General features: G+C 63.8%; 32 protein-coding genes. 4 read left to right on the top strand and 28 right to left on the bottom strand.

Annotated elements, in window-relative coordinates:
* From F0184_RS20955 to F0184_RS19405, 5 genes are all read right to left on the bottom strand, one after another.
* Positions 1–1,714, bottom strand: a 1,714-nt coding sequence (locus F0184_RS20955) for a baseplate megatron protein TIM-barrel domain-containing protein (protein WP_206668380.1), incomplete at its 3' end; no start/stop codon positions are given.
* Positions 1,714–2,295, bottom strand: a complete 582-nt coding sequence (locus tag F0184_RS19420) for a C40 family peptidase (protein WP_308809959.1) — start codon at positions 2,293–2,295, stop codon at positions 1,714–1,716. The genes F0184_RS19420 and F0184_RS20955, both read right to left, overlap by 1 nt.
* Entirely contained in the window at positions 2,292–3,200 is a 909-nt protein-coding gene (locus tag F0184_RS19415; protein ID WP_150497774.1) for a DUF2163 domain-containing protein, read from the bottom strand. The genes F0184_RS19420 and F0184_RS19415 overlap by 4 nt, the downstream gene beginning before the upstream one ends.
* Complete coding sequence (locus F0184_RS19410) at positions 3,197–3,823, bottom strand: DUF2460 domain-containing protein (protein WP_150497773.1); 627 nt, start codon at positions 3,821–3,823, stop codon at positions 3,197–3,199. The genes F0184_RS19415 and F0184_RS19410 overlap by 4 nt, the downstream gene beginning before the upstream one ends.
* Before the next feature lie 24 nt (positions 3,824–3,847).
* On the bottom strand, positions 3,848–5,851 hold the full coding sequence (locus F0184_RS19405; protein ID WP_150497772.1) for a phage tail length tape measure family protein: 2,004 nt from the start codon (positions 5,849–5,851) through the stop codon (positions 3,848–3,850).
* 336 nt (positions 5,852–6,187) lie between these two features.
* On the opposite strand from F0184_RS19405, the gene F0184_RS19400 reads away from it, so the two are divergent.
* A complete protein-coding gene (locus F0184_RS19400; RefSeq protein WP_150497771.1) occupies positions 6,188–7,273 on the top strand; it encodes a hypothetical protein in 1,086 nt (361 codons plus the stop codon).
* A gap of 71 nt (positions 7,274–7,344) precedes the next feature.
* Here F0184_RS19400 and F0184_RS20820 read toward each other — a convergent pair whose 3' ends face one another.
* The 11 genes from F0184_RS20820 to F0184_RS19350 form a co-directional block, all read right to left on the bottom strand.
* Positions 7,345–7,596, bottom strand: a complete 252-nt coding sequence (locus F0184_RS20820) for a DUF1799 domain-containing protein (protein WP_208998563.1) — start codon at positions 7,594–7,596, stop codon at positions 7,345–7,347.
* A 107-nt stretch (positions 7,597–7,703) separates the two neighbouring features.
* Positions 7,704–8,042 carry a hypothetical protein gene (locus F0184_RS19390; RefSeq protein ID WP_150497718.1) on the bottom strand — a complete coding sequence of 113 codons (339 nt, stop codon included), beginning with the start codon at positions 8,040–8,042 and terminating at the stop codon, positions 7,704–7,706.
* A 16-nt stretch (positions 8,043–8,058) separates the two neighbouring features.
* The gene (locus tag F0184_RS19385; protein ID WP_150497769.1) at positions 8,059–8,982 is read right to left on the bottom strand and encodes a phage tail tube protein; all 924 of its coding nucleotides are present in this window, start codon (positions 8,980–8,982) and stop codon (positions 8,059–8,061) included.
* Between the two features lie 3 nt (positions 8,983–8,985).
* Complete coding sequence (locus F0184_RS20650) at positions 8,986–9,156, bottom strand: hypothetical protein (RefSeq protein ID WP_172972170.1); 171 nt, start codon at positions 9,154–9,156, stop codon at positions 8,986–8,988.
* Positions 9,153–9,581 carry a phage tail terminator protein gene (locus F0184_RS19380; RefSeq protein WP_150497817.1) on the bottom strand — a complete coding sequence of 143 codons (429 nt, stop codon included), beginning with the start codon at positions 9,579–9,581 and terminating at the stop codon, positions 9,153–9,155. Before F0184_RS19380 ends, F0184_RS20650 begins: the two co-directional genes overlap by 4 nt.
* Positions 9,578–10,174, bottom strand: coding sequence for a phage virion morphogenesis protein (locus tag F0184_RS19375; protein WP_150497765.1), 597 nt, complete (start codon positions 10,172–10,174; stop codon positions 9,578–9,580). Before F0184_RS19375 ends, F0184_RS19380 begins: the two co-directional genes overlap by 4 nt.
* A gap of 10 nt (positions 10,175–10,184) precedes the next feature.
* Positions 10,185–10,616, bottom strand: coding sequence for a gp436 family protein (locus F0184_RS19370; protein WP_172972166.1), 432 nt, complete (start codon positions 10,614–10,616; stop codon positions 10,185–10,187).
* Between the two features lie 228 nt (positions 10,617–10,844).
* Positions 10,845–11,066: an HI1506-related protein gene (locus F0184_RS19365; RefSeq protein ID WP_150497763.1), complete on the bottom strand. Its 222-nt coding sequence runs from the start codon at positions 11,064–11,066 to the stop codon at positions 10,845–10,847.
* A 27-nt stretch (positions 11,067–11,093) separates the two neighbouring features.
* Positions 11,094–11,990, bottom strand: coding sequence for a Mu-like prophage major head subunit gpT family protein (locus tag F0184_RS19360; protein WP_150497762.1), 897 nt, complete (start codon positions 11,988–11,990; stop codon positions 11,094–11,096).
* Between the two features lie 270 nt (positions 11,991–12,260).
* Positions 12,261–12,671, bottom strand: coding sequence for a hypothetical protein (locus F0184_RS19355; RefSeq protein ID WP_150497761.1), 411 nt, complete (start codon positions 12,669–12,671; stop codon positions 12,261–12,263).
* A complete protein-coding gene (locus tag F0184_RS19350; protein WP_150497760.1) occupies positions 12,668–13,720 on the bottom strand; it encodes a phage protease in 1,053 nt (350 codons plus the stop codon). Before F0184_RS19350 ends, F0184_RS19355 begins: the two co-directional genes overlap by 4 nt.
* 328 nt (positions 13,721–14,048) lie before the next feature.
* Between F0184_RS19350 and F0184_RS19345 the strand changes: the two genes are divergently transcribed.
* Genes F0184_RS19345 through F0184_RS19335 form a run of 3 tightly spaced genes read left to right on the top strand, consistent with a single transcriptional unit; the run spans position 14,049 to position 17,977 of the window.
* Entirely contained in the window at positions 14,049–15,068 is a 1,020-nt protein-coding gene (locus tag F0184_RS19345) for a DNA-methyltransferase (RefSeq protein WP_150497759.1), read from the top strand.
* A gap of 3 nt (positions 15,069–15,071) precedes the next feature.
* The gene (locus tag F0184_RS19340; RefSeq protein ID WP_150497758.1) at positions 15,072–16,700 is read left to right on the top strand and encodes an McrB family protein; all 1,629 of its coding nucleotides are present in this window, start codon (positions 15,072–15,074) and stop codon (positions 16,698–16,700) included.
* A 14-nt stretch (positions 16,701–16,714) separates the two neighbouring features.
* Complete coding sequence (locus F0184_RS19335; protein WP_150497757.1) at positions 16,715–17,977, top strand: McrC family protein; 1,263 nt, start codon at positions 16,715–16,717, stop codon at positions 17,975–17,977.
* Between the two features lie 161 nt (positions 17,978–18,138).
* Here F0184_RS19335 and F0184_RS19330 read toward each other — a convergent pair whose 3' ends face one another.
* The 12 genes from F0184_RS19330 to F0184_RS19280 all read right to left on the bottom strand — a co-directional run bounded on the left by F0184_RS19330 (position 18,139) and on the right by F0184_RS19280 (position 25,838).
* Entirely contained in the window at positions 18,139–18,927 is a 789-nt protein-coding gene (locus F0184_RS19330; protein ID WP_150497756.1) for a phage head morphogenesis protein, read from the bottom strand.
* A complete protein-coding gene (locus F0184_RS19325; protein WP_150497755.1) occupies positions 18,924–20,504 on the bottom strand; it encodes a DUF935 domain-containing protein in 1,581 nt (526 codons plus the stop codon). Before F0184_RS19325 ends, F0184_RS19330 begins: the two co-directional genes overlap by 4 nt.
* Positions 20,504–22,165: a terminase large subunit domain-containing protein gene (locus F0184_RS19320; RefSeq protein WP_150497754.1), complete on the bottom strand. Its 1,662-nt coding sequence runs from the start codon at positions 22,163–22,165 to the stop codon at positions 20,504–20,506. Before F0184_RS19320 ends, F0184_RS19325 begins: the two co-directional genes overlap by 1 nt.
* Positions 22,162–22,776, bottom strand: coding sequence for a DUF3486 family protein (locus tag F0184_RS19315; protein WP_150497753.1), 615 nt, complete (start codon positions 22,774–22,776; stop codon positions 22,162–22,164). The genes F0184_RS19320 and F0184_RS19315 overlap by 4 nt, the downstream gene beginning before the upstream one ends.
* Before the next feature lie 2 nt (positions 22,777–22,778).
* Complete coding sequence (locus tag F0184_RS19310; protein WP_150497752.1) at positions 22,779–23,075, bottom strand: VpaChn25_0724 family phage protein; 297 nt, start codon at positions 23,073–23,075, stop codon at positions 22,779–22,781.
* The gene (locus F0184_RS19305; RefSeq protein ID WP_150497751.1) at positions 23,072–23,401 is read right to left on the bottom strand and encodes a DUF2730 family protein; all 330 of its coding nucleotides are present in this window, start codon (positions 23,399–23,401) and stop codon (positions 23,072–23,074) included. Before F0184_RS19305 ends, F0184_RS19310 begins: the two co-directional genes overlap by 4 nt.
* A complete protein-coding gene (locus tag F0184_RS20645) occupies positions 23,391–23,558 on the bottom strand; it encodes a hypothetical protein (protein WP_172972165.1) in 168 nt (55 codons plus the stop codon). Before F0184_RS20645 ends, F0184_RS19305 begins: the two co-directional genes overlap by 11 nt.
* Positions 23,559–23,586: 28 nt before the next feature.
* Positions 23,587–23,817: a hypothetical protein gene (locus tag F0184_RS19300; RefSeq protein WP_150497750.1), complete on the bottom strand. Its 231-nt coding sequence runs from the start codon at positions 23,815–23,817 to the stop codon at positions 23,587–23,589.
* 3 nt (positions 23,818–23,820) lie between these two features.
* Positions 23,821–24,048, bottom strand: a complete 228-nt coding sequence (locus F0184_RS19295; protein ID WP_150497749.1) for a hypothetical protein — start codon at positions 24,046–24,048, stop codon at positions 23,821–23,823.
* A gap of 12 nt (positions 24,049–24,060) precedes the next feature.
* Entirely contained in the window at positions 24,061–24,729 is a 669-nt protein-coding gene (locus F0184_RS20640) for a peptidoglycan-binding protein (RefSeq protein WP_172972164.1), read from the bottom strand.
* Between the two features lie 90 nt (positions 24,730–24,819).
* The gene (locus F0184_RS19285; protein ID WP_150497748.1) at positions 24,820–25,188 is read right to left on the bottom strand and encodes a helix-turn-helix domain-containing protein; all 369 of its coding nucleotides are present in this window, start codon (positions 25,186–25,188) and stop codon (positions 24,820–24,822) included.
* Positions 25,185–25,838, bottom strand: a complete 654-nt coding sequence (locus F0184_RS19280) for a regulatory protein GemA (protein ID WP_150497747.1) — start codon at positions 25,836–25,838, stop codon at positions 25,185–25,187. Before F0184_RS19280 ends, F0184_RS19285 begins: the two co-directional genes overlap by 4 nt.

Genomic DNA, 25,838 nt, shown 5'->3' with positions numbered 1-25,838 from the left:
CGTCCCCGTCCCGCCAGTCGGACAGCGTCATGTAAGTGTCGATCCCCACCGCATCGATGGCGCTGGAACTCCACAAGGGATCGAGATGGAAGAAAAAATCCCCGGACCCGTCCGCCGGGTCATGGCCGCGGTATTCCGACCAGTCGGCAGCATAGGTGAGCTTGACGGAAGCCCCCAGGATCGCCCGGCAGTCCGCGGCAAGCTGAACAAGCTGGCTCACGGCCGGATAGCTGCCTGGCCCATCGCGCACGAAGGTCAGCCCGCGCAGCTCCGAGCCGATCAGGAAGCAGGTGACCGCGCCCGGTTCGATCGCGTTCACCGCCGCGCAGAGCCTGGCATAGTGCAGCACCATGCGCCGCCAGCCCCAGTCCGAAGGGCCGGAATAGCTGGTCGTGACGGCATGCGAGGCTGGGTCGATCGTTACGGCGATGTCGGAGGGGGCCGCGCCGCCAAAAAAACTGCTCACCTGCGCCCCCGCCGCCGCGGTTCTGTCCACGCTGCCCGGTTGTCCGGCCGCCGGATGGCAGGTGATGCGCCCGCGCCAGGGAAAGGCCGGCTGCTCCGCCCGCCCGTAAGGATCGGCAAGCCCGTTGCCGGGCGCAATGTCCATCAACAAAAACGGGCAGAAGGTGGTGGAGATCCCGCGCCGCTTCAGGTCCCGGAGCGCGTCCACCACGGTGCTGTCGGCGGGCGTGCCGCCATAGGCCGGGCGCTCGGGATCCTCCACGGAGCGCGCCAGCAGCCGCGCCCCGTCCCGGCCGAGCCCGTGCACCTGCCAGCTCCTCGGCGCCGTCGTCTTTTCCGGGCCGAACTCCACGCCGGGCCGCACCTCGCACGCCCCGCATCTGAGGTCACTGCCGAACCAGGAGACGACCAGCAGCACCGAGGCGGCATTGGGAAAATCGCGCTGCAGGCTGTCCACCGCCACCGCCCAGTCCGGCCCGCCCACCTGGTTGTTGACGTTTTCCGCCGCGCTGGTCCCCTCGCGGTCCGGGTCGAGGCGGCGGATCTCCTCGCCCGCATAGACCCATTCCCCGGCGCCCGGGATCATCACCATGCCCTGAACCTGCTCCTCGATGCCGGGCAGCTTCCGGATCACCTCGAATTCCAGCTGCGGGATCCGGTTGCCGAAGTCCCCTAAAAACAGGTCCTCGAACACCACAAGGGCCGTGCCGCGATAGGCGGGCGCGGCGCCCTCCTTGGCGCTGATCAGCGGATCGGGCAGCTGGTCCGCCGTGCCCGCATGCACCCGGTGTGTGATCCTGGAAAGATCCAGGATCTTGCCATCGGCCCAGACCCGGCCGATCCCGGCGATCGGTCCCTCGCACAGGCCGACCGCGAAATTGGCGAAGTAGCTGTAGGTCGTGGTGGTCACCGTCTGGCGCCCGCCGCCGCCCTTGCCCCCCACCTTCTCGCTCGAGGTGTTCACCTCCATCCGCAGGCGCGTCGCCCAGATCACCTGGCCCGCCAGCCGCACCCGGCCCACCGCGTCGGCGACCGGCGCCCCTTCCGTGGAGGTCTGCAGGCGCAAGTCGCCAATGCGCGGGCCTTCGGTGGACATCCGCCGCGCCGGGGTCAGGGCGCCGGCGATCAAGCCGTCGGCATACGCCCCCGCCACCCCGGCCGCGCCGCTGATCAGGGCCGAGACCAGCGGGCTTGCCCCGATCGAGCCGGAAAAGGCCGTCGCCGCTGCGCCCAGAACGAGGGTTGCCATCAGTTTCTCCTCACGGGCGCACCGCCCTGCGGGCTGCCCTCCGGAGGGGGCGCGCCATCAGGCGCGGCGCGCAGTCGCGCTTGCGGCGCAGATTGCGCCGACACCACCCCCGGGAACTTGAAGGCGAAGCGGATCCGTGCCCGCCAGGCCGGGATCAGGGGCACCTCGCAGACGGGAAGATGCTCATGGGCATGGAGGATCCGGGGCTCCGGTGCATCGATGGCAGTGGTCAGCAGCGCGCAGTGCTTGGCCGGCAGCCGGTCGCGGAACGCAAACAGGAGCACGTCCCCGGCATCCGCGTCCCCGGGATCGATCCCGATCAGATGCCGGGCGGCCGCATCCCGCAAGGTCTCGGTCCGGCTGCGCTCCGCCCAGTCCGGCGTATAGGGCGGCGGGGTCTCGGGCTCACAGCCCATCACCTCGCGCCAGACCCCGCGCACAAGACCGAGGCAGTCGCAGCCCGCATGTTTGCGCGCGGCCTGGTGGACATAGGGCGTTCCAAGCCAGCTCCGCGCAGCCGCCACGATGGCGGATCGGGTGAGCGGGGGCCGGGTCACAGACCCTGTGCCTTGGGCGCTCACCGGAACAGGCTCCCGCCATCGTTGAGGTCGTCCTTGTCCGCATAGGCGATGATCCGGTCATTGCCGGGCATGTGCGGAAAGCCGCCGAAGTTCGTGAGGTTCGCGAACCGGTCGCGGCAGGTGGCCATCGCCTTGTCGCAGCCCGCCCGCACCATAAACCCGTCCCCCGGCGCAATCGGGTCGGCCATGGGCAGCACCAGTTCCAGCGTGACCGTGCCGCCCGGGGCCGCGTGCCGCTTCACCTCGATCGCCTGGCCCGCATTCGCCCCGGACGTCCAGGTCAGGAGCCCGGCCGCAAGCACGCCGGGCGCGGCCGCCTCCAGCCCGGTGGCCGTGAACCTTCGCCGCTCCCCCGCTCCGGCCCCCGCTCCGGCCACCACCCCGGCCACTTCCCCGGCAAAGGTCCAGGGCGCCAGATCCACCCGGCAGCGCGCATCGCCCAGCTCCCAGGCGCAGGTCCGGCTGAACAGCCGCCCGGCCGGCTGGCCCAGCCGGTGCGACAGGCCGCGCAGTTCCGCGGTGAACGCCGTCCGCCCCCGCGCCACCTCGCCGATGTTGCCGGAGCGCAGGAGCACCCGTTTGTCCGGGTCCGTCCAATCCACCAACCATAACGACACGGCCGCATCGTCCCAGAGCCCCCGCGCCAGGTCGTCTTCCGTGATCGCGGCCGAGGACAGCGCCCCCTCCACGTCCAGATTGTCGACGGCAAGACCCAGCGACGCCTCCAGCGACGAGGCTGTGAAGCCAGAGGCCGCCTCGAAGGTCACCCCGCCAAAGGCAAGCGCCCGGTCGTGATCGGTGAAGCCGAACACCGCACCATCCTTCCGGGTGACCTGCCAGCACCGGCAATGGGTCGTCGCCCGCCTGTCGAGATCGGCCTGCATGGCCGGTGGTATGGTCTTCATACCCGCACCTCCACGATCGGAATGGCCCGGATCTCGCCGAGCTTCAGCTCGCGCAAGGATGTCTGGATCAGATCCGTGTCGAACCGGCACGGCACGTCGAAGGCGAAGCCCGCCGTCACGGTGCCGCTGGCCGGGGCGGCCTCGAAGGTCACGGTGCCGTTTGCCGGATCCACCGACCAGCCGGAGGCCTGGACCGCGCCGTCCACGGCGATCAGGACCGTGCCCGCCACCGGCTTGGCAATCCGCCGGATCCAGCTGCGGCTGCCGGAGGAATAGGCCTTGATGAGCTGGAAGGAAGTCTGGCTCCCGTCCGCCGCGCCCAGCACCTGATCGAACGGGGTGACCGGCGCCGACGGCCGGGACGATGTGAAGTCCGCCCAGTCCTTGAACCGGAACCCCCGCAACCGGCCGGAGCGGGCCTCGAAGAACGCGATCACCTCGGCCAGGTGATCGGGATGGCGGATGCCGGAGCCCACATCGTATTTGCGCCGGCTGTCCGCCCAGGGCGTGTTGCGCTCCTCAAAACCGGACGTCAGCTCGACGATCTCCGTGCGCCGCTCCGGCCCGCCAAGCGCGCCGCGCGCCACCACATCGGGAAACCGCACCTCGTCGAAATCGCTCATGAGCCCTCCATCGGGTATTCAGAGTCACGCATTTCTGTTCCCCCGCATGGCCAGCCGGGCGAACTCCCCCGCGATCTGCGCGCGGGACGCCCGGAAGCTCTGGATATCCGGCGTCGTGATGTGGACATGGACATCGCCCCCCAATGCGCGATCAGAAACATGATCAGCCGCGCGGTCTGATCCATGATCCAGGCCGCGGGGCCTTGACCGGGCCGCCACCGGCAGGGGCAAGGCCGAGGTGGTGACCAGGCCGCCGGTCTGGTACCCGCGCAGGGCGGAATGCCTCAAAGCCTCCAGGGCGGGAACACCGATCCGCGCGGTCGACCGGGCGTCAAAGACATATTCATTCCGGTGCACCAGCCCAGCGACCTCGCTGTCGGCCCCGGCTCCGGTCGGCCCGCCGCGGTCAAACGACCCAAACAATCCTCCCAGAAACCCGCCATTCAAAAACCCGCCCGCCGCGCTGAGCGTCGGCCTGGCCGTTCCGAACAGCGCGTTGGTCAGCGGATTGATCGCCGCAAGCTGGAGCCCCAGTTGCGAGACCTCCTGGATCACCGACCGCAGCGCGCCGGTCAGATCTCCGTCGGCCAGCTTTGTGGTCAGCGAGCGGATCGCCGCCTCGCCGGTCCGCTGCACCGCGCCCCAGGCGGTTTCTAGTTCTTCCAGCGCCAGCGTCTCCTCGGCGATGGCCCTTGCGTTGTCGCGCAAGGTAGCCGCGCCGGTCTCCGAGGCCTGCGCCCCAAGCTCCCGGATCGCGATCTCCGCCTCCAGGGCCGCCAAGGCCCGCCGCCGCGCCGCCTCGGACTGGCCGACCAGGGAAATCTCCAGCCGCAGCCGCTCCAAACTCTGGTCCTGGGTGGTGAGATAATCCCCGATCCGGTCGGGCTCGGCGCGCACAGCGGGTCCCCCGGTCCGGGATTTGGGCAATTGCGACCGCAGACGGTCCCGGGCGGTTCTCTCCTCGAAAATCCCGAAGGCTTGAGCGATCCGGGAATTGGCGGCTCCATCGATCCGGCCGAGACTGTCGGCGGCAGAGCCGACCCCCTGGAGCGCGGCCTCCACCTCGCCCAGCCGCTCGACCAGCGCCAGAAGCCCGGTGTCGGCCGCCCGGGCTTCCGTAATCAAGGCGCGGATCGCCCGCTCGGACGTCGTATCCGGTGCCGTCCGGGCGAGTTCCAGCAACCGGCCGATCAGCTGGTCGGCTTCCGCATCCGCCAGCGCGAAGGTGTCGGCGGTCGCCCGAAGCTCGCCCTGGAATGCCCGGAACAGGGCCGCGTCCTCGGTCAAGGGTTCGGCCAGGGCGCTCAAGGCATTGGCCTCGATCCGCAGGCTGCGCTGCACATCCTGTTCGATGTCCGCGATCAGCGACCGGAGGGTCTCCCGCTGGCTTTCCAGCGCGTCCGTGTCGAGCGCGAGGATCGCCGCGCTCGGACGGCTTTGCAGCCGGTCCAGCGCCGCCTCGACTTCCCCGTAACGCTCGGCGAGCTGGCCGATCAGCTGGTCCTGGTGTTCCAGCGCCTGTGTCGCGCTGGTGTCGCTGGCAATGGCCCGGTAAAGCGCGGAGGCCGCCGCCGCCCCTCCGGCCAAGCCCACCAGCGCCAGATTGAGCGGGTTTAAAAAGCCGATCAAACCCTGTTTGAGAAGACCCAAGGACCCGCCGATCGTGTTGAAGCCCTTGGAGCCCAGCAGGAACTGCACCTGGCTGCCCTGCTGCAGGATCGCGGTGAACAGCGATTGACCGCTGGCCACCTGGATCGCGCCATCGGAAATCTGCTGCGCCAGAATGTTGACTTCATTGGCGGCCAATTTGTTGGCGTTCGCTGCCTGTTGGCCCGCCACCTTGAACGCCGATCCTTGCGCTCGTGCCGCCTGAAGCGAGGCCTTGGCTGCGGCTGACAGATTGCTGATGTCTGTGGACGTTGCCTTGGCGCTCGTGCCGATCCCGGCAAGCGCCTGCCTAGCGTCGCGAGCGCCGCTTTCCACGCCCGAGGCGTCCAGCCGGGCCAGCATCTGCAGGTTCAAGGTCATGGCCCAAGCTTCGCGCGCGGGCGAGGGTCAGAACATCCGGGCGGGTGCAAGGTGGTGTATCACACAGCGCAATAAACACATTTTGAAGTACTTTAGCAGTCTACGGGTTGCGTTGACGCCTATTGGATACTCTACGAGAGAGCTGAAGATCGCAGCTTTGGCTTCTCAAAAGTGACCCCACCTAATAGTCAGTTTCCGAATATTGGCCAAAAAAATCGCAGTTTATAAACTGCGAAGCGGCAATAGGCACCCATAATGGTGTCGTGATATTGCTCATATCTAACCGGTCAATTAAAAGGGCGTGTAAGGAGAATTATTTCAACTAAAGGCATATCAATGACGAATAGTTTCTCTGAGTATTTTGGTCTTTCCCTCGAGGAGTTTTTAGAAATCAAGGAGAAAAGCAAGAGCTTTATGGAAGGAAATGATCGCCTCGAAGCGTGGAATACGCTCGATACCGTGTCAGCGAATACGAGCTTAGCGATCCGCTCCACACTTCTGGAAAGAACGCACGCTCTTCAGTCAGAAATTGGTCACATACAAAGAATTATGGCGATTAGAGATACCCCGGGGCGCTACGCGAATCGGTATTCAACCGTATATGATTTTATGGCAGATCATTGCAACTTTCGCGATGTCGCGGTTTGGACGATGTTTGTGGCCACGCTCGAAGCAGCAACAGATTTTCAGATACGGCACTGTCCAACCCGATCCAGGGAAGATCGTCTCACAGGAAATCTTATAGCCCTGTGGGGAAACCAATGCTGCCTTTGGAGCGAACGTATGGCAACTGCTCTCAGGGCGCAGGAGAGCACACTGATCCTTCAAGAGCTTGATCTTTCCGTCGGTGGCGGCGAACAGGTGAACGGCGGCGACTTTGGAATTATCCTCGATTTTGAAAAGAAAGCTCACGATGACGGCAGCGTCTCGGTGAGAGAAATAATACCCCTAGTCTTTCAAGCAAAACGATATAGACGTCCCAACGCTGACATTTCGCAGCGCAGTTCCGGCACTACCCAACAACGAACTTTACTGCAAAGAAATGCTTGTACGTCGGCTTATATTTTTTACGAGAACGCGACGGGAAAAATTCTCTCTCCATTGCCTGTACTTGTGAAAGCGGCTGCCGCGGTTGGGGATTCAAATTCTACCAATGTACTCGCAGATAGCCTTGATCTCGCAACATTCCTTTTGGTCGCACTTGGTGACCAGACTTACGCTGAACGAGCGCTGTCGCCTAAAAACGCGCTTAACATGATCTATGACCGTGCGAAATTCGATGAACTCGCTGCCCTTATGGTCGTTTCGAGTGACGGAACTGTGGGACCACGCTATCAAAAGGACTACGAGGATGTTTTGTCTGAGCGTTCAAAAGACAGCTCGCCGGATACGGATGAATACGATCCACCAAGATTCGACTAGCACCGCGTTTATGCCAACCAATGATCATCGATGCAGCTGGCCTGCGTGAAAAGTGCCAATACCCAATAAATTCACCCATTCAACACCTCTAGCGCCGCCGATTCCATCACCTTGAGCTCCCCCAACAGCCGCTGCCAGGCCCGCCGGTTCCGCCCCCGGACCGCAGCAGCCGCCGCGGCATAATCGAGCCCGCACCAGATCAACCCAACCGGTCCTGCCACAACGCGCCACTGGGTTTCGAGCGCCAGGAACGCCGTGACCGCGCGCCAGTTCTCGCGCGGGACGTCGAACGTTTCAGGATCTGGGATTTGAGCGTCCGGCACAGGAAGCCCAAGGGCGGCGAAGTCCGCGGCGCTTTGCGCGTCCAGCCGGACCGCTCGGTCCGGATCGGCCAGGCCGCGCCGGGCATAGGCCCAGGCCCGGGCGGCCTCTATCCGTTTTTTGCCGCGGCCTGGCCGTTGAGCGCGGTGAGGTAAGCCCGGTAGACGCCGACGCGGAAATGGGCAAAGGGCAGGCATTGTTCCAGCGCTTCCGGGCCAAACGGGATCTCGGATCCCCCTGCCCCGCTCACCCCGCGCCAGTCGCGCAGGATTTCGGAAAGCAGCGCGGCTTCCCCGTGGGCTTCCAGCTCCGCCAGCCGGTCCTTGCCCACCATAAGGAACTTGGCCTCAAACGTCTGGCTCAGCACCGCGCCCGGCCGGTCCGGATCGGGAAGGGTCACGCGGACCGGCCACCAGAACTCGAAGGGTTCGCACAGGCGGAACTGCATGAGGCTCTCCTTGATCTCAGCGGATGGTCAGCACGAGTTCGTCGTCGCCCGTGTCGGCAAGGAACATCAGCGGCACGGCATAGTTCACGATCCGGTCGGTTTCGCCCTGGGAGGGGCGGCCGATCTGCACCCTCGGCGCGGTCAGCTCCACCGTATGGCCCGCCGCCGTGCCATGAATGAGGCTCAAGGCCCCCGTGGTCTTGGCAAGCGCGGCGTCGAACCAGTCGGCCGCCGCCATCGTCTTGGCTTCCAGGACCGCCGTTCCGGTGACCTGCCGGCCGGTCAGCTGGATGCGTTCATCGCCAATGAGAAAGCGCGGCACGATCTCCACCCCGAGATCGACGGCAAGGCTTTCGGCGATCCGGCTTGAGCCGAACAGCGACAGACTGGTCATCGCACTGGACACCGGCCGGGGGGCTTGGAACGCTGACAGGATGGCGGCCGGCAAGGCTTCGTCGGTGACCGTGCCCAGAAGACCCCAAAAGGAAAACCGGAATCTTGGAATTTGTTTCGGTGCGAACTCCAGCTGGAAGGTGCCGCGGCAGCCAAGCGCCACATGGCGCACGCCGTCCTGGTTGAAATAGAGCGACAGGCTTTCCTCGCCTTCCGAGACCGGCTGATAGGCGACCGACACGCCAGCGGTCACCGTTTCCGAAAGCCCGCAGGCCCGGAGCAAGGCGCCATAGGCGGGCACATCCCCGGCCCCGCCCGCACCTGCGCATTCCACCGCGAAGTCCAGCCGCAGGTGATTGGCGGTGAGCTCGATGCCCTGATGGCCGAGCGTCGGCAGCAACAGATCGCGGGAGACGTCTTCGCCGGCCAGCGGCGTCAGGGTGACATCGGTCGCCAGGATCGCGTCCGCCGTGCCGGTCGGGCCGCTGTCCGTGCCATAGGCGGTCTCGATCTTCGCCAGGATCGCCAGTTTCCGGGCCTTGCGCATCCGTCACTCCTTTGTCTTCACGGGCGTGCCGCCGCCCTTGGCCCGGGGACCGGCCAACCCGCGTTGGCCCCCCTCATCCTGAGGAGGGCCAACGGCCCGTCTCGAAGGATCCTCGTCCCCCGTCTGCGCATCGCGGACATACCGGCCGCCCTTTCGGGGTGTGATCGCATTCATGGCAGTTCCTCCAGAAAGCGGGCGCAGGAAAACCGTTCCTCGGCCCAGACCGCCCCGCCGCGCACCTTCAAGAGTTCCCCGGAGACATGCTCCATCGGTTCCGCCGCACTGTCCGGCCGGAAGCCGATCAGCCTGGCCCGGACGAACGCCTTGAGCGCCTCGATGTCGTCCGCCACTGTTCCGCCCCGCGGATCGCCGAGATTTTCCAGCACCAGCACCACGGCGATATCGGTCTCGAGCCGCTGCAGCACCGGGCCGGTCATGCGCTCGTTCGCCCCGCTCGCCTCCTCGGCCACCATCACAAAGGCGGCCGGGGTCCGGGTGCGGCGCTGTTCTAGGACCGCCAGCCCCGCCGCACCGCCCACCACCCGGAACGGCGTTCCGGCATCATCAAGGCGGCCGATGATCACCTCGACCAGGCTCATGCCCTGCCCTCCCCGGCCGCAGCCTCAAAATGCGCCTCTGCCAGCGCCAGGATCTCCGCCCGGTCCGCGTCCGAAAACCCGAGATAGGGCCGCGCGGGAATGACAATCGTGCGCGTGCCATAGGTCACCGGCTTTTCGAAGGCCCGCTTGTGCGCCTTGCGGGCAAAGCGCAGGCGCCCGCCCACCTTGCGGAACCGGACCTTCCGCGATTGCGGATATTGGGTGATGGTCCCGCCGGTCTGATGGATTGCCGCATAGACCACATTCGTGCCGACCGCGGCCGTTTCCGGTGTCGTCTCCGAGGTGATCGAGGAAAAGAGCCTTGCGCTGTCGCGCAGGAGTTTTGGCGTCAGCGGCGCGTTGCCGCGCGATCTGCGCCGCGCCCTTTGCCGGGCCGTGCGCGGCGCATGCCGCGGCCAGGGCGTTCCATCCGGCCCGGTCTCACGCTCGAACCGGCGCTGGACGGAATAGAGCATGGCCGCGCCGATCTCCGCCATCAGGGCGGAGGTGTCGCCGCCCGCCCGCGCGACCCGGTCCAGCGCGGCGTTCACCTCCGCGTCCTCGATGGTCAGGGCCTGGCGCACTCCGCTCATCACAGCTTCCTTAAAACCCCGTCAGACTGTCCTTGGAAAACACCCGGTCCGGCCCGCGCACCTGGACCGTTCCGCCAGAGGGCTGCTCCGGGGCGAGGCCTTCCGCCTCCAGCTGGACCAGCCCCTTGACGACATCCTTCAGCCAGGCCACCGCATCCTCTTTGGCCTTGGCCACCGGATCGTCCTTGTCCATGGTCCGGCCATGCAATGTGGCCCGGGCGATGTCGCACACGATCCGGGTGAGCACCTCCGGCACCGGATCGAGCGGCAGCCGGTACCGCTTGGCAAGATAAGAATCGGCAAGGTTCTCGGCGTCGGAAAGATGCGCGGCAACAATGCCCGTGTCGATCGTGCTCGCCGGCCTATTGGTCCGGTCCGTCAGCTGGAACAGCTCGTCTTCCCCGAACCGGTCGATCAGGTCTTCAAGGACTGCGTAAGGCACGGCGTACCTTTCAAGAATGGCGAGAGGCGACCTTAAGTCCTTATGGGCCGGAGTGCCGTCAATCGCCCGAAAGCCGGATTGCGCGGGCGATGCTGGGGGCCTTGCGAGCCGTACCAGACCTCTCTCTGGGTATCTTTAGGTGCGGGCTTCCCACCCGCCTGAACGCCGGAACCCGGGTACCCGGGTCAAGTTGCGGTCGGGGCTCGGCGCCTTCCCCTTTTATGCTTGTCAAAGATCCTCGACCACCAGGTTCGGCTCGGCCTTCAGCACCGCGATCTCGGCGTCCGAGAACCGGCCCGCCCCATGTTCGACCGGTTCGGCCGGATGATGCACGCCGCAGCGCCGGAAGCCGTCCCTGGGCTTGGCCGTAATCCGCAGCACCGGTTTCGCCGCATCGGGTTCTGTGTCCGCAGCTTTTGGCGGGGCCTGTTTCGCTTTGGCCTGTGTCATGGATTGGTCCTTTCAAGATCGGCGGCGTCAGGCCAGCCACGGCACCATCATCATCTCGGCGGTGCCCGCCCAGGGGTTGGTCTCCCCGCCATTGACCAGCTGGCTTTGCAGCAAGCGCCGTCCGGCTTCTTCCAGCGACGGCGGCACGACCAGAAGATTGGGAACGATGGCCAGCGGCTTGCCGAAATCGGCCTTGAACTCCGCCATCGCCGCCCGGGCGGCCGCATAATTGGCGGCATTGAGGGTTTGCCTCGAGCCCCAGGCCATCTGCCAGAAACCGAAGCCGACATTCGCCCGGCCATCGAGGCCATAAAGGAACTGCTTCTTCATGAAAACGTTCTGGTCGTCTTCCCGGTCCATGCGGACCAGATTGCCGAACGCCTTGCGCTCCTGGTAGATCAGCGGTTTGAGCGCCTGGCGCACATCCAGGAGAAACCAGGGTGTGCCGGAGCCGCCATCGGTGTTGGCAACCGAAACGGCTTCACCATTGGCGTCCAGCACCGGATGGTCGGTGTCGAAGAAATACTGGCCGTCGTAACAGGGGGTCGAGAACCCGGCCTTCAGAAGCGGCCAGATCAGCTCGTCCGGAAAGGTGCCCGCGGCCATGCCAAGCTGCGAAAACAGCGGGGTATAGATACCGAGATTGTCGTCGGAAAAATCGTCCCGGTCGACCTCGACAGTCAGTTCGAACGGCCGGTTGCGGATCGAATAGCCGTGTTTGGCGAGCGAGTTGATCACCCGGTCGCCGATCCATTCCCGGAAGCGCGGGAACTTGCCCAGCCAGCCATATTCGTTCTCGCGCGTGGTCGAGGGCACGGTCGTCGCGATCCGGCCATACATCGAGGTCGCTTCCCGCAAGCCCGACTGGAACGCGGCATTGAAGCCCACATAGGCGGAGCGGAGCGTTTGCGTGTTGATGTCCATCTCAAAGGGACTCCATTGTCAGTGCGGATTTCCCGCCACTCATTCGGTCGTCATCCCCGGCCGCTCGCTGGCACACAGGCAGCTCCGAGGCTCGTCGGGGACAAGGGTATGGACCCCGGATCTCCGCTTCGCGTCGTCCGGGGTGACGCGCCGGGGCTGATGGGACCCGCGTGCCTTGATCCTTGCTCCATCGTCATCCCCGACTTGATCGGGGATCCATTCCGTTCCCTCTCCGCGCCAAACAAGCGGGGAAAGACGAATAAACCTGCCTCACCGCAAATCGACCCAGACGCCCTGGGGATCGACGTCGAACACCGTGCCCGCGGGCGACCGCGTGCCGGTGCCATCCGTCAGCGCCACGGTCTGGTCGTCCACGCCATAACAGGCCTGGCCGATATGGGCCGTGGTGATCTCGTCGGCGCCGGCGGAATTGGACAACCGGTAGATCCCGGCGCCCACCGTCACCGCGATGTCGCCGTCCGCGCCGGCGCTGTTGTCCGCCCGGGTCTCGCAGCGGCCGAGCGCGATCAGCCCGGTCGCGGTGGTCATCGGCACGGCGAACCCGTCCGCGCCGAGCGCCACAAGCGCGCCCGCATAAAGCGTCGCCCCGGCCTTCACGGGATGCTGGCGGCGGTCGCCGGAGCGTTCCGGCGTGCGCCGGTCTGTTGTCAAAGCCGTCATGGCTGCACCTCCTGGTCAGACCCGGCCCGGGCCGCGACAAAGGCCTCTTTGGACAGCCCCATCTGGCGCATGACCTGCCGGTCGGCCTCGGAGAGATCCGGGTCCCCGGCGTCTCTCGGCTTGGACCCCAGCTGCGTGGCGGTCAGAACCGGTGCCGTTGCGGTGAAGGCGGTGAATTTTTGAGGATCGGCCGTAGCAAGCTGCAGGCCCCAGTCCTTCAGCGCGGGGGCGAGCTTGCCCCCGGAAATGGCGGCCGTCACCAGGGCCTCGGCCTTGTCCGCGGCCAGCGAGGCCTGCAGGGCGGCAAGGTCTTGTTGAAGCGCGGTCACCTGGTCGATGGGAACGAATTGGGTCGGATCCGGCGCGCCTCTGTCGAACGCTGCCTGAACGGCGGCGACCAGGGCTGTGCCATCACTGCCCTCGGGCAGACCGGCCGCCGCACGGATCGCGGTTTGTGTGTCCTGCAGGGCGCGGAGCGCCGCAACGGCCTCAGCCTTCCCCGTGCCCGCGGCAAGGCCGAGGGCTTCGAGCAGTTCATCCATGGAACTATCCTTTTGCGTGAGATGCGCCCGCGCCGCGATGGCGGCAAGATCGATGGCGGGCAGATTGACCAGCGCCACATTCACAAGCCGCACAACCAGGCCTGAGCGGTCGGTCAGAAACACCGGCGAGAGATACCGGTATTCCCGGGCTGCCAGCGCTGTCCGCGCCGCCTCGGTCCAGGCGACCTGGCCATAGATCCCGTCCGCCCGCGCCTCGAAGTCCGAAATCCAGCCCGCGGCCTTGGCTGTGCCGCCAACGCCTTCAACAGCCGAAAACACCGCCTGGTGGTCATAGTCGACCATCATCTGGGTTTGCCCGAGATGGGCCTTGGTGCGGGCAATGATTGCTTGAAGCTGATCTGCGTCCCCGGCCGTGAACGGGCCACGCCCGTCGCGGGTGGAAAACGTGCCCGAAGGCAGCAGCTTGATCCAGGGATCGGCGCCCGCGTCAGGCGCGGCAACTGGATCGGCGGCGGTGATCAGAAAGGGGTCGGTTCGCTTGGACATGAGCGAACCTTGGGGGATGAGCGGGGATCAGACCATCCGGGCGGAGGCGTGGGGGAGGACGTTCATTATTGCGGGTCGATCACAAATGAAATCATAGATTGACGCGCCGCTCGCCTATTATAGGGTATGGGAAAATTGGCTAGTGATTCTAGATGGCACCGTTCGTTAATGCACTTATATCTGAAAAAGATATCAATTGATGTTCAATTCCGAAAGGTCGGCTGTGATGGGCTTTGATCAAAAGAATTTAACTGAGGTGATTTAATCCATCAGATGGAAATGAGTCGGAGGCATTTCTTTAACTGTCACGAGAGAGCATATTGCAATTATGGATACAAAGTCTTCAAACTCCAAGCATTCTACTATTGGCAACGATCCAGCAACTGATACGCAGAAAAGTTATGATCGTTTTGCATATGTGTCGAAGGCTGGACACTTTGCGGGGTTAATGCATGGGGACTCCGCGACTATGCTCAAATCGCTACCCAATAACGTTTTCAATGTTGCCGTCACTTCACCGCCTTATTTTTGGGTGCGCGATTACGGATATGATGACCAACTCGGACACGAAGAAACAGTCGACGACTATGTTGATGCACTTATGGGTGTGTTTGATGAAGTCAAACGTACCCTCCATCCCGAAGGCGTATTCTTCCTGAATATTGGCGACACGTACTATTCTGGGAACGGGCAGCCCCACGGCAGCGATCCAAAATGCTCATCCCGCAACTTCTTTCGCAAGAAGGTCCGTCCCGTTGACGTGAGCGGATGGGATATCCCTAAGAAGAGTATGATCGGCATTCCCTGGAAAGTTGCTTTCGAAATGCAGCAACGTGGCTGGACGCTTCGCAGTTCGATCATTTGGAACCGCTGCAATGCATTTGTTGAGCCGACCGCGCGGGATAGGCCATATCGGCAATACGAATTCGTCTTCATGTTTTCCAAATCGCGCTTTTACAGCTTTGATCGCTCCAAGCTAGTTGAGGAGGATGTCTGGAATATCCCTATCGAACGTAATCGGCGCGCTAAGCACAATGCCGCTTTCCCTTCGGAGCTTGTACGGCGCTGCGTCGAGGTTGCAAGCCCCCCTAACGGCCATGTTCTCGATCCTTTTGTAGGTAGCGGCACGTCCGTACTGACTTCGATGGCCCATCACCGCAATGTTGTCGGGATCGATATGGGTGATGACTATATCGACTACGTTCAGGGTGCTATCGAGAGCGAAGGATACCATTCCTCGTCATGGGGTGACCTTGTCGAAAGCCTGCAAAAACCGTCACCGCTTTGGGACGAGTGGGCTGGCAACAGACAGAACTTCCGCAAACCAGGGACAGCAAAAAAAGTATAGATCGTGCAGTACTTTGATATTCCAACAATCAAAACGTCAATTGAGGCTCTTCAAGAGATCAGTGCGAATTGGCTGATACCCGCTTTTGTTTTTGCTGCCAACGATGTCGGCCCCGCCCACTTCGTCGATATGTCCAAAAATCTCGGCACCGATCACTTTCTCGACCGCTATTTTAACGCTAAACTTGTCGGAGTTGATGCTTACCCCTCGGGCCACAACCTTCTTCGCCCTCGCCTGAAGGGCATCAAGTGGAAGAGCGGAAACTTCGCTGGCGACTACATGATCCGCCAAGACACGAAGATGTGGGGCAACCTCTTCTCCAGTCGCGGCTACCGCGAGATGCGGCTGAAAGGATATATTGAAGGCGAGAAGACAACCGTGCGCCTCACGGCTGACTTCCAGCCCGCGCTCGAAAGTGAAATCCCCGAAACGTTTGATTTTGAAGACTTCATGGTCTGGCTCTTTGCCTTCAACGGCTTTCCAGACGAGATCGAGAACTGGCAAGCCCTGTACGATCATTTACTCCAGACCGAACTCAGACTTCAGGATTTTCAACCGCCCTACAAGGGCAGGTTCAAACTGAACCCGGAGCGCTCTTGGCCTAGCACACTGAATGCTCGGCCTACTGATGCTTCCTTCATCAAACAACTCGCGCCCAAACTTTCGGCCTATATCGCCGCACCGCCAGCCCCCACAGAGCCCGAGGACGATCCCGCAAAGAAGGGTATTATGAGCGGCGATGATGCGATCTTGTCCGTTATCCTCAACGCCATCAACAAAAATACGAGCCACTCCTTCCTTCTCGCAGGACCGCCAGGCACGGGTAAGACCAAATACGCGCATGATATCGCCGATTTCCTTACAGGCGGCGATGAAAACCGCGTGCTGTTCCTCCAGTTTCATCCTGCCTTCGGCTACGATGATTTCGTCGAAGGGTTCCGTCCCGTCGAGGCCCAGGACGAAGACGGCGAAGCCAAGAGTGTTACCTACAAGCTCGACCCGCGCCACTTCCTGAATTTTGCGGAGCGGGCAAAAACAGATGGCGACAACAAATACGTGCTAGTCATTGACGAGCTGAATCGTGGCGATGTCGCGCGCATCTTCGGCGAGCTTCTTACCTATCTTGAACTCGATTACCGCGAGAAGGAGTTCACGCTCGCAATCTCAGGCAAGAAGACAAAGCTGCCCCGCAACTTAATCGTTCTGGCCACGGCTAATCCGTTCGACCGCTCTGTCACCGATCTCGACGATGCGCTCTTGCGTCGCTTCATCGTGATCATGATGGAGCCCGACAAGCCGTTCCTTCAAAAGTACCTCAAAGACAAGGGTGTTGAGGAACGAGTGCTGTCACGGGTCTTGCGCCTGTTCGATATCCTGAATGAGTCCTTCCCCGCTGGCTTTGGCCATACAAATTTCCTTCATGTTCGCACCATTGAAGATTTGGCAGATGTATGGGAAGGGCGTGTCAAGCTCGGCTTGCAGCGGACCTTGTTCCATGATCGCCAGAGATTCAACGCCATCAAGGAAACCGTCGATGAGCTTTTCGAAATCGACGAAGCAGCCGAGGCGGCGGGTGATGATAATGACGGTGACGATGGGGCTGCCGAAGGCGAAGCAACCGCTGAAGGCTAGGGCAGGCAGGATTGATGCCACTTCCTGAGACACGCATCGTCGAAGTCGAAGAACGCGGCAGACGCTACTTCGCACGCAGTGAGCTTGTTGACCATCGCGGGCATTCGCTAATTCTGCCCGAAACCCGCGAGCTCAAGGCTCTCGAATTCAAGGACGTTGCCGATGGTGTGAACCTCATGGCACTCGGGCTCATAGGCTATTTGCCTCTGACCAGCTCGATCACACTCAACATCGTCCCCAAGTTTCCGATTGAGAACCTCTGGACGATGCTAGAAATAGGCGGGGAGACATACGATCGTATTCTCCCGACAATCAGGCGGTATCAGACCACAGACAAGCCTGCGCCGATCCAACTTCTTGCGCGAAGCTTCTGTCACTACCTGCGGGACGCACTCTCAGCAGGGCTCGAGCGAAGCTACTATCCGCGCACCGTCGACGGGTTCTACAAGCCGCGTGTCGAGTTCGGCCAAACGATTAGCCGTTATCTCTCAAGAGGTAATCCCATCGACACCGTTTCCAGCGTTTTTGAGTTCGGGCTCGACAGCCCCGTGAACCAGATTATCAAAGCCGCTTGTCTGCGCTTTGCGCGGATTATTCCACCGACCAAATCCTGGGATGAAGAACGCCGTCTCATTCAGATCGCTCTCGATACCCTGCGCCGCGTCAATGAGCGCGAACCGACTGGGCAGGACTTCTTCCTCGATGATACCGTCTCGCTCAGGCTACGGGGCAACTATGAAGGCTTGCTCCGTGTCTATCAGCTCTTGCTGACAGGCGGTGGCATCGCCTTCACCTTCGAACCAAGCGGGAAGGAGCTGCCATCCTTCCTCTTCGACCTTGAAGACATTTTCGAGCGATTCATTCGAAAGACCTTTATCGATGCGCTTCGCGAACAAAAGATCACAGTGCTCGATGGCAACAAACACCAAGGCAGGCTGTTCGAGGACAACAAGACGTATCCGACGAAGCCTGACCTGATATTTCGGCGCGGTAGGAAAAACGTGATCGGTCTCGGCGAAGTTAAGTACAAGCCCAAGATAAAGGAATCTGACCGATACCAAATCATTAGTCACGTTACTGCGGCCAATGCGCCATTCGGCATTCTTTTCTCGCCAACGAACGAGGGCGAAAGCCAGCGGATGGAGCGGATCGGACGTCTCGCGACTGGCGCACAGTTTTATCACTATCGAATTGATGTCAGAGGAGATCTGATATCCGCGCAGGCAAAAATGCTAGCAGATATCCGACCGTTATTGGAAAACTCTACACAAGGCTGATCGCGCTTTGGATTTCGCCGCTATGCGAATATCCCTCGTATTAGTTACTGCCCATTACTCACAATTCCCCCGTTAAACACCCCTTAAACACCCCCACAGCGCCGCGCGGTTCTTTTCCGCCCCATCCTGCGCTTTCGCACCCTACGCGCCCCAGCGGCGCTTTATGGCGCTTGTCCCAAATCCGGCCCGCCACGGCTTTCCAGCCGCCGCACCGTCTCGGTATGCCCGGCCTTCCCGGGATTGTAATCCCAGCCCGGATCGATCCCCTCCGGCACCAGCCGCACCTCTCCGGTCCGCTTGTTCGTCCAGGGAAGCAAGGAAACTGCGGGCGGCGCGAACCGCAGCGCCCCACCCTCGGCCTGAAGCCGTTCGATGTCGGCGTCTGACAGGCTCTGCAGTGTGCAGCGGCAGTTCCAGCCATTGGGCGGCGCGTGCGTGTCCCACAAGGCATGATCCACGGGCAGCACCAGATTGTGCAGCTTCAAGTGCTGCGGCCGGGTCAGCCCGTCCTGGACGGCGACATAGCGGAGATAAGGCCGCCGGGCCTTGGTGCGCTCGAACGCCGCCCAGTGCCCGGCCGCATAGGACACCCGCATGTTGACCTCGAAGATGGTCCGGAGCCGCCGCAAGGACCCCAGCCGGACCTTGACCGGCTCGCCGGTGAGCGGATCCACCTCGACCGCCTCCCCCCACCACCCTTTTTGAACGAGGACCGGTTTCAGGCGGCGGGAAAAGCTGTCCAGGGTTTCGCCGTTTTCGAGGGCGTTCAAGACGGCATTGAAAATGTCTTCCAGGATCGAATGCCCCGCGGATTTCGCCACCGTGAACATGGCCGCATGATCCTCGGCATACACATCTTGCCAGGCGAAGGACGGATGGAGCCGCCCGCCGCGGGCCTGAAGCGCCCGGATGGCATCGCGGGGCGGCAGCGGGGTCAGGTCCACGCTCACCTGAGATCCTCATCCGCTTCCCCGGAAATCCGCGCGGCAAACGCGGCTTGCGCCAGCGTGTCGGTAAAGGCCGCAAGTCCCATGAATTCGGCCCGGCGCCGGATGATCGCCCGCACCTCCTCCAGTGTCTCGGCCCCGCCGATCTCGGCGTCCAGCCCGTCAACCACCGGCCCCACCAGCCTTTCCCAGCCCTCGTCGAGCAGCCCATCCACTGCCCGCTCAACGGCGTCAGGAGGCGCGGCCACAGGCCCTGTCCGGAACGCTTGCGCCCGTAATGGCTCAGATTTGGCTGGAGGTGTTGGTTGGTCCGGCGTTTGCGGGTCTTGCTGGGCTGGCGCCCCCAAAACCTCCTCGTCCGGATCGGGATCGGGCAGGCCGAGATGATCGCGCAGGGTCGACATGCCGACCTTCAGCCCGAGCGGCACGAGCTTGGCGACATTCTCCACCAGCTCGGTCACATCCACCTCGTCCGGCCGGCCGATCCGGATCGCCGGATAGGCTTTCTGGGGTCCGAGGTTCAGATCGATCAGCGGGCGGACCAGATCGCGGTTGAGACTGGCGGCGAGCTGGCGGGCGTCCGCCTCCTCGATGTCGGCGCGCACCTCGTCATGCACCTTGCCGACCGCATGGCCACCGGCAATCGCATCCGTCGTTCCGGTCTGGCCGAGCACCAGCTTGGAGATCTGCCGGTCGAGCCAGTCGGCGCGCCGTTCATAGAGATCGAGCGAGCCGGTGAGTTTCGCCTCGATGAAGTCGATCGCCATGGTTTCCGGCACGATCGCGGCATAATCCGACGCGATCCCGGCGACCGCCTGCATCAGCTTCTGTTTGTCGTCTTCCGTCGCGCCCGGTCCGAACTTGCCGAGCCGCAAGGGCTGGCCATAGCTTTCACAAAAGATCGCCCAGTCCTTCAAGGTGAAGGCCTTGAACAGGAACGACCAGGCCGCGCCCCGCGCCAGCCCGCCGCGGATCGGCAGGCCGGACTTGGCCTTGGCGGTGTGCACGATCCAGCCGAAGGGTTTGAGCGGCTCGTCGGTCTGGACCCCGCGCAACAAGAGACGCTCCGGATCGTCCCGGTCAAAGCGGAACCAGCGCGGATCGCGCCACTTGAACGCCTTTGGCCGCCATTCGCCCTCGGACGTGTCCCAGAGGATTTCCGTGGCGGAAAACCCCTTGCCGACCGCGTCCAGAATATCGATCAGCTCATCGCGGAACCGGTCGCGTTCCGTGACCTCGCGGATCAGATCGGCCGCGGCCACATCCATTGCCGCATCGCTGGCCGCCTCGACCGTGATCTCCAGCCCCGCCACCTGGCGTTTGCGGGTGCCCAGCACCCCGGCATAATGTTCGTTGCGCTCTTCCATGTCCTCGGCGAGCGCCAGATAGGGCTCCGGATCGCCATCGATCGAATCCCGCAGGATCCGCGCCAGGCGCTGCGGCGTCAAACCGCTCGCCGGATGGAACGTATCGTTCCGGCGCACGGCCCTGAGCTCGGCCCCCGCCTGCTCGGTCTTGAGCGACCGTGCCGAGATGGACCGGCCATGCATGTCCACCAATCCGGTGTGTTTAGGTGCCATCACCACAGCCCTTTCCGCCGGGATCCGGCCAGTCTGAAGGCCCCGTCGAGGCTGTCCCGGTCCTCCGCCCCGCGCTCCTCGAACCGCGACGGGCTGTGCGGCACGGGCTCATAGCCGAATTCCCGCCATTGCATCCGGCTGGCAAAATGCGCCAGCGCCAGCGCGATGGCATAATCGCCGTGACGCTTCTTGCCCTTTTCGCCTTCACGGACGGGCGGCACGCGCGGAATGCCCCGGATCAGTTTGACGGCGCGCAGGTCGCTCAGGTGATCCGCGTCCCGGCCCAGAAACAGCGTTTCGTCCTCGAAGGCGGCTTTCAGCGGCGGCATTTCCAGCCGGTACCAGGTTTCGGAAAAATGGACGGCCATCACCAGCCCGGCGCCCTCCGGATCTTCGCGCAGGCCAAACCGCCGACCCATGTCCTCGGCGACCGTCCAGCCCATGCCGGTGGCGTCGAACGCCGCGCCGACAAGCCGGGTTTGAACGGCGGATAAAACGGCTTTGACAATGGCCTTTTGTTCCTCGCCCGGCACGCCCCTGAGTTCAAAGGAGAGCACCTCGCGGCGGGTAAGCCGCTTGTCGATCGAAAGCAGGCAGCCGACGGTCAGATCCGACACCCGCCCGAAATCGAAGCCGAAGGCATAAAGCGGGGATAGGTCGAGATCCTCCAGCACCGCCTCGAGCGCGTCGCGGAACGGCGCCACCAAAATCCTTTGGGCCAGCCGGTCAAGATGCAGAAAGTCCCGGGGCAGATCGAGCCGCAGCACCGGGGCATCGGCGGTCATCCGCGCTTCGATGAGGGGAGCTGCGAGCCAGGTGCCCGAGCCCATGGCCGGAATGCAGAACAGTTCCTCGTCCGCGCCCTCGCCGTAAAAATCGATGATGTCCTGCCGGAACGCGGCCTCGCCTTCCGGGCTCCACGCCCGGCCCTGCACCAGGCAGATCCGCTCATAAAGCCCGTCCTTGAGCGCATCGTCCAGATCCACGCGCAGATGGGCGTATTTCGAGCGGCCGGCCAGAATGTCCTGAACGGCGATGTTGAACGGATTGTCGCTGCCGTCATGGGTGGAACAGACCACCACCTGCCCGCCCCACATCAAAAAGGCGAGCGCGGCCTTCAATAGTTCGGCAAGTTGATCGACGAACGCCGCCTCGTCGATGATCACGACGCCCTGCTTGCCGCGGAGCGAACGGGGCGCCGACGACAGCGCCAGGATTTCAAAGCCGGAGGCAAACCGGATCCGGAAGGCCTGGATGTGCCTTGTCTCTGCCGGGTCGGCCGGGTCGGTGTCCTCGAACAGGAACTCGTCCTCGGAGAGTGCCGCCACCGCATAGGCCCTTGCCCACATGGCGCAGGCATCGATGAACTCGCGGGTCATTTCCTGGGAATAGGAGATATACATGGCGTCCATGCCGCCGGCGGATTTTTCCCGGGCCGCGCGCAGCACCGCGTAGGACGCCAGCCCCCAGGTCATGCCGATCCGCCGGGACTTTTCGATAAAGAGCACCCGGATGGCTGTCGATTCCAGCAGGCCGACGGCCCTCGACTGATAGCCAAGCAGCACATTCGGCAGGCCGACCTGGTCCGCGATCCGGTCGATGGCCGTCATCGACGCCCGGCGCAGCTCCGTCCAGTCGGCTTTTGTGAGCGGGGAACTCATGCCGCCCCCTCCCCCGGTTTGGCAACGCCCAGGATCTGCGCCTTGATCGCCTCGGCCGTGTCCGCGCTCAGGCCTTTCACCTTCGCCACCCGGTCGACGGCCTTTTCCGTCCGTCTGGCAAAATCGCTTTCCACCTTCTGGCGCCGCTGGGTCGAGACGCCTTGCGCCTGCGCCGCGGCCCGAAGCGCCCCGGCGAGATTGAGCGCGCCTTTCGGGTCGATCCCGCTTTCGCCCGCGTCCGTCAGCACCTCGAAGACCAGCGTCTTGATCGCCTCGGCCGCGATCAGCGTCAGATCGTCGGACGCCTGCGCATCGAATTTTTCCGCGATACTGGCGGCGATCGCCCGCGTGTCCTCCAGCCGCCGGGTCAAGGTCGCGAGCTTGATCGCATAGCGGTTGAAGGCGGAAAAGGAGGGAATGGCAAAGTCCAGTTCGCCGCGATGCTCGCGCTGAAGCACCTCCAGTTTCAGAAAGAACTCCTCATAGATCTCCTTCTGGGTCTGGTCGCGGGATCGCAACTCATTCGCGGCCCAGGCAATCACCGGATCGCAGGCCGGTGGCAGCTGCTCGATGGCGGACAGGCGCCCCCGCCCCTTCTTGACCCGTCCCATGGTCAGGTCCCGGGCGAGGGTTTGAGCACACCGTCCAGCAGCGCCCGGCGTTCCACATGATCAAGGCCGGGGCCAAGCAACTCGGCCACCAGGACCGACCCAGCGGCAGACAGGCGCACCGCGCCCAGGTTTTCCAGGCGGCTCAGCTGCGTGCGCACATAATCGCGGGGCTTCGTGTGCCCGAAGCTTTCCAGGATCTTCTGGATCAGGGTCTCGTTGAGCCGGTGGTCGGTCTCGCCCGCCAGAGCTTTCAGGATGATCAGGCGGCAATCGGCCGCCGCATGGTCGGCATAGCTCATCGGCTCGATTCCTTCATCAGATAGTCCTCCACCCGGTGCACGGTGCGCGAGACGCCCGACAGGCTTTCATCGAGCCGCCCGACCGTGCCGCGCAGTTCCGCCAGCGCCAGTTTCAGCTCCAGCACATCGTCCTTGGCGGGCAGATGGGACAGCTCGCTTTCGGCCGCCTGGATCCGCCGGTCCAGCTCGATCAGCTTCTGGTCGACCGCTTTCAGATGTTCCGAATTCACCTTCACCCGGGAGGTCAGCCAGGAATGCACGATGGCGCCGAGCGACAGGAGCACGGCGATCAGGCTCGCCCAGTCTTTCAAGGTCTCAGGGAGCATGGCCGGGATGTCCGGCAGGCGGGCCGCACAGCGCCCGCCATTTGGCGTTCAGCACCTTTACCTGTTCGATGGTGCCGTCCGTGTCCTTGAGCGACCAGCGGATCGGATCAACGGTCCCGCACAGGAGAACCGGCCGGAGACCGGATTTTTCAAGCACGGTCACCCCGCCCTGACGGTCCGCCGGTTTAATCCCTCCGGAACCCGTCATCGTCACGCAGCCGGTCAGGATGAGCGTCAAGCTCAGCGCGCACAGCCCCTTCCGCGGCCCTTGCCCGTTCAAGCGCATGGGCGGCCTCCGTCAGGCTTTGCGCCACCGCCTCCGCCCGGCCGGCCGCCAGCAGCCGCCGGGTCCGCACGGTCGCGGCGATTTCGGCAAGGAAGGCGCTGAGCGCCTTGAGAACGGCGAGCCATCCCATGCCTCACCGGATTTTTTGCCGGGCCGTCACCCGGCCATAGATGGCCAGCAGCGCGCCCGCGATCACCGCCAGGCTGTCCCAGGCGGCAAAGATCCGGTCCGTCAGGCCTGTCAGCTCCGCCTGGTCGGCCGCCGTGATCTCGATCCCGAACAGTCCGGCTAGCGCGCCAAGCACGGCCACAGCCGCGCCCCAGAAGGTCTTGGACCTGAACAGCGGTTTGGTGTCAGTCATTGAAAGCTCCTTTCAATCGGGCCTCACCCGGCGTTTGAGGGCAAGGCGCAGGGCGCGGGCACTGACCGGTCCGAAGATCCCGTCCACGGCAAGGCCCGCGAAGGCTTGGAACGCCTTGACGGCACGGCGCGTTTGCGGCCCGAAGACCCCGTCCTGGACGAGCGCGAAGCCGAGGCGCGAAAGACTGTCCTGCAGGGTGCGGACCGCCGCGCCCCGGTCCCCGATGGCCAGAACCCTGGAGGCCCGCGTCTCGGCCCGTTCGCTCACATCGGGCGGCGCGGCGGCCCGTGCCGGATTGGCGGATTTGGGATAGGTTGACCAGGGCAGCTGGAAATGCGGGCCGTCAAAGAAAGAGGCCCAGTCGCCTCCCCACTCCAGCGGCACGCCCAGATCGCGGGCCGCCTCCTTCATGGCATCGGCGATCCGGTAATAAAGCGGCACTTCCCAGGAGACCCGGGTGCCGATCATCGCCATCAGGTCGACCGCGTGGCCGGACAAATGCCTTGAGTTGAGGGTCTTGGACGCGCCCCGGTTCACAAGCTGGCGCTGGCGGGCAAGGCTGCGCACGCCCTCGATCACCTGGAACGGCTGGGAGGTGGTCGCGGCGGCCCGTTCCACCACCCGCACAAGATCGGGATGGACGCCGTCAAGGCGTTTGAGGCTGCGCGCGGTCAATGTCATGGCTCGGTCCCGGTTCGTCAAACTCATGGGAAAACCGTGCCGGAAGGACCGCGAAAACATCACCCACGCGGGAGCCCGGATGATCAGGGATCAGGTGTCGAACAGGGAGAGTTGAGTACGGTCGCGCGCCCGGGCCGCCCAGCGGCGGACCGTGGTCTGGTCCACATGGAGCAGCCGGGCGATCGCCGCCTTGGACTTGCCCTCCCGTTCCAGGACCGCGGCCAGCCAGGGCTTGGGGATCGGCACGCGCACGATGCCGGGGCCAAGGTGTTCGGCCAGCATGGCCGCTTTGTCCGGGCCGGTCAATTCCACCACCATGGAGCGATCCGGGCGCCGGGGCAGATAGAGTTCCGAGCCGCCAAAGGCCAGAAAGAACCGGATCGCCAGCGCCTCGCCAAGCACCTCCACATAAGGCGCGATATGGGCCGGGGGCGCGAAAGGAGCGGACGGCGGGCTCATGGGCGCCTGGTCCCCCGTGCGCCCCGGCGCACCAGCGTCGCCCGGTACAGCGTGCCAAGCTCCCGGTGTACCGCGATCCAGTCGGCGCCGTTCAAGCGCTCCGGATCGCCATGGCCGAACGTGTCGATCAGATAGCCGGTCAGCGTGCTGGAGGGCGCCGCCTGCACAGCGGCAAGCTTGGACCAGACATGCAGGACCACCTGGAACTGCGGATTGTTGTAGATCGCGGGCAGGCCCTTCTCGATCCGGAACAGGCCGGGATTGGCGGTCTTGCGGCGGATCCAGTCCTTCAGCGCCTCGATCGCCTTGTCCGCGTCCTTCGGGTCGCGCAGGAACCGGTCGCTGTCGAGCCCGGTCTGGCGTTTGAGAAAGGCCCGCATGGCCTCCGGCGCACGGGTGTCGATCACGCCCAGCCAGTAGCCGGTGCACCACAACGCCCGGAGTTTGCGCGCATAGGCGCTGCGGTCCGCCGCCAGCTCCAGAACCGGTCCTTGAAGACGCATCAAGGCCCGGATGACTGCCTGCCGCTCGCGGGGACTCAGCGCGCGGGCCGAGCGCTTGCCGGTCTCCCGTTCCAGAAGATCGCGATAGGCATCGTCATCGAGACCGGCCTGTTTCTTGAGAATGTGGATGCGTGCAAGGTCGCTCAT

Origin of the sequence: Roseibium aquae (genome assembly GCF_008711285.1) — a bacterium.
In the GTDB taxonomy this organism is placed as follows: domain Bacteria; phylum Pseudomonadota; class Alphaproteobacteria; order Rhizobiales; family Stappiaceae; genus Roseibium; species Roseibium aquae.
The sequence above is the reverse complement of the archived record's forward strand: the minus strand, read 5'-3'. Positions and strand labels throughout refer to the sequence as shown.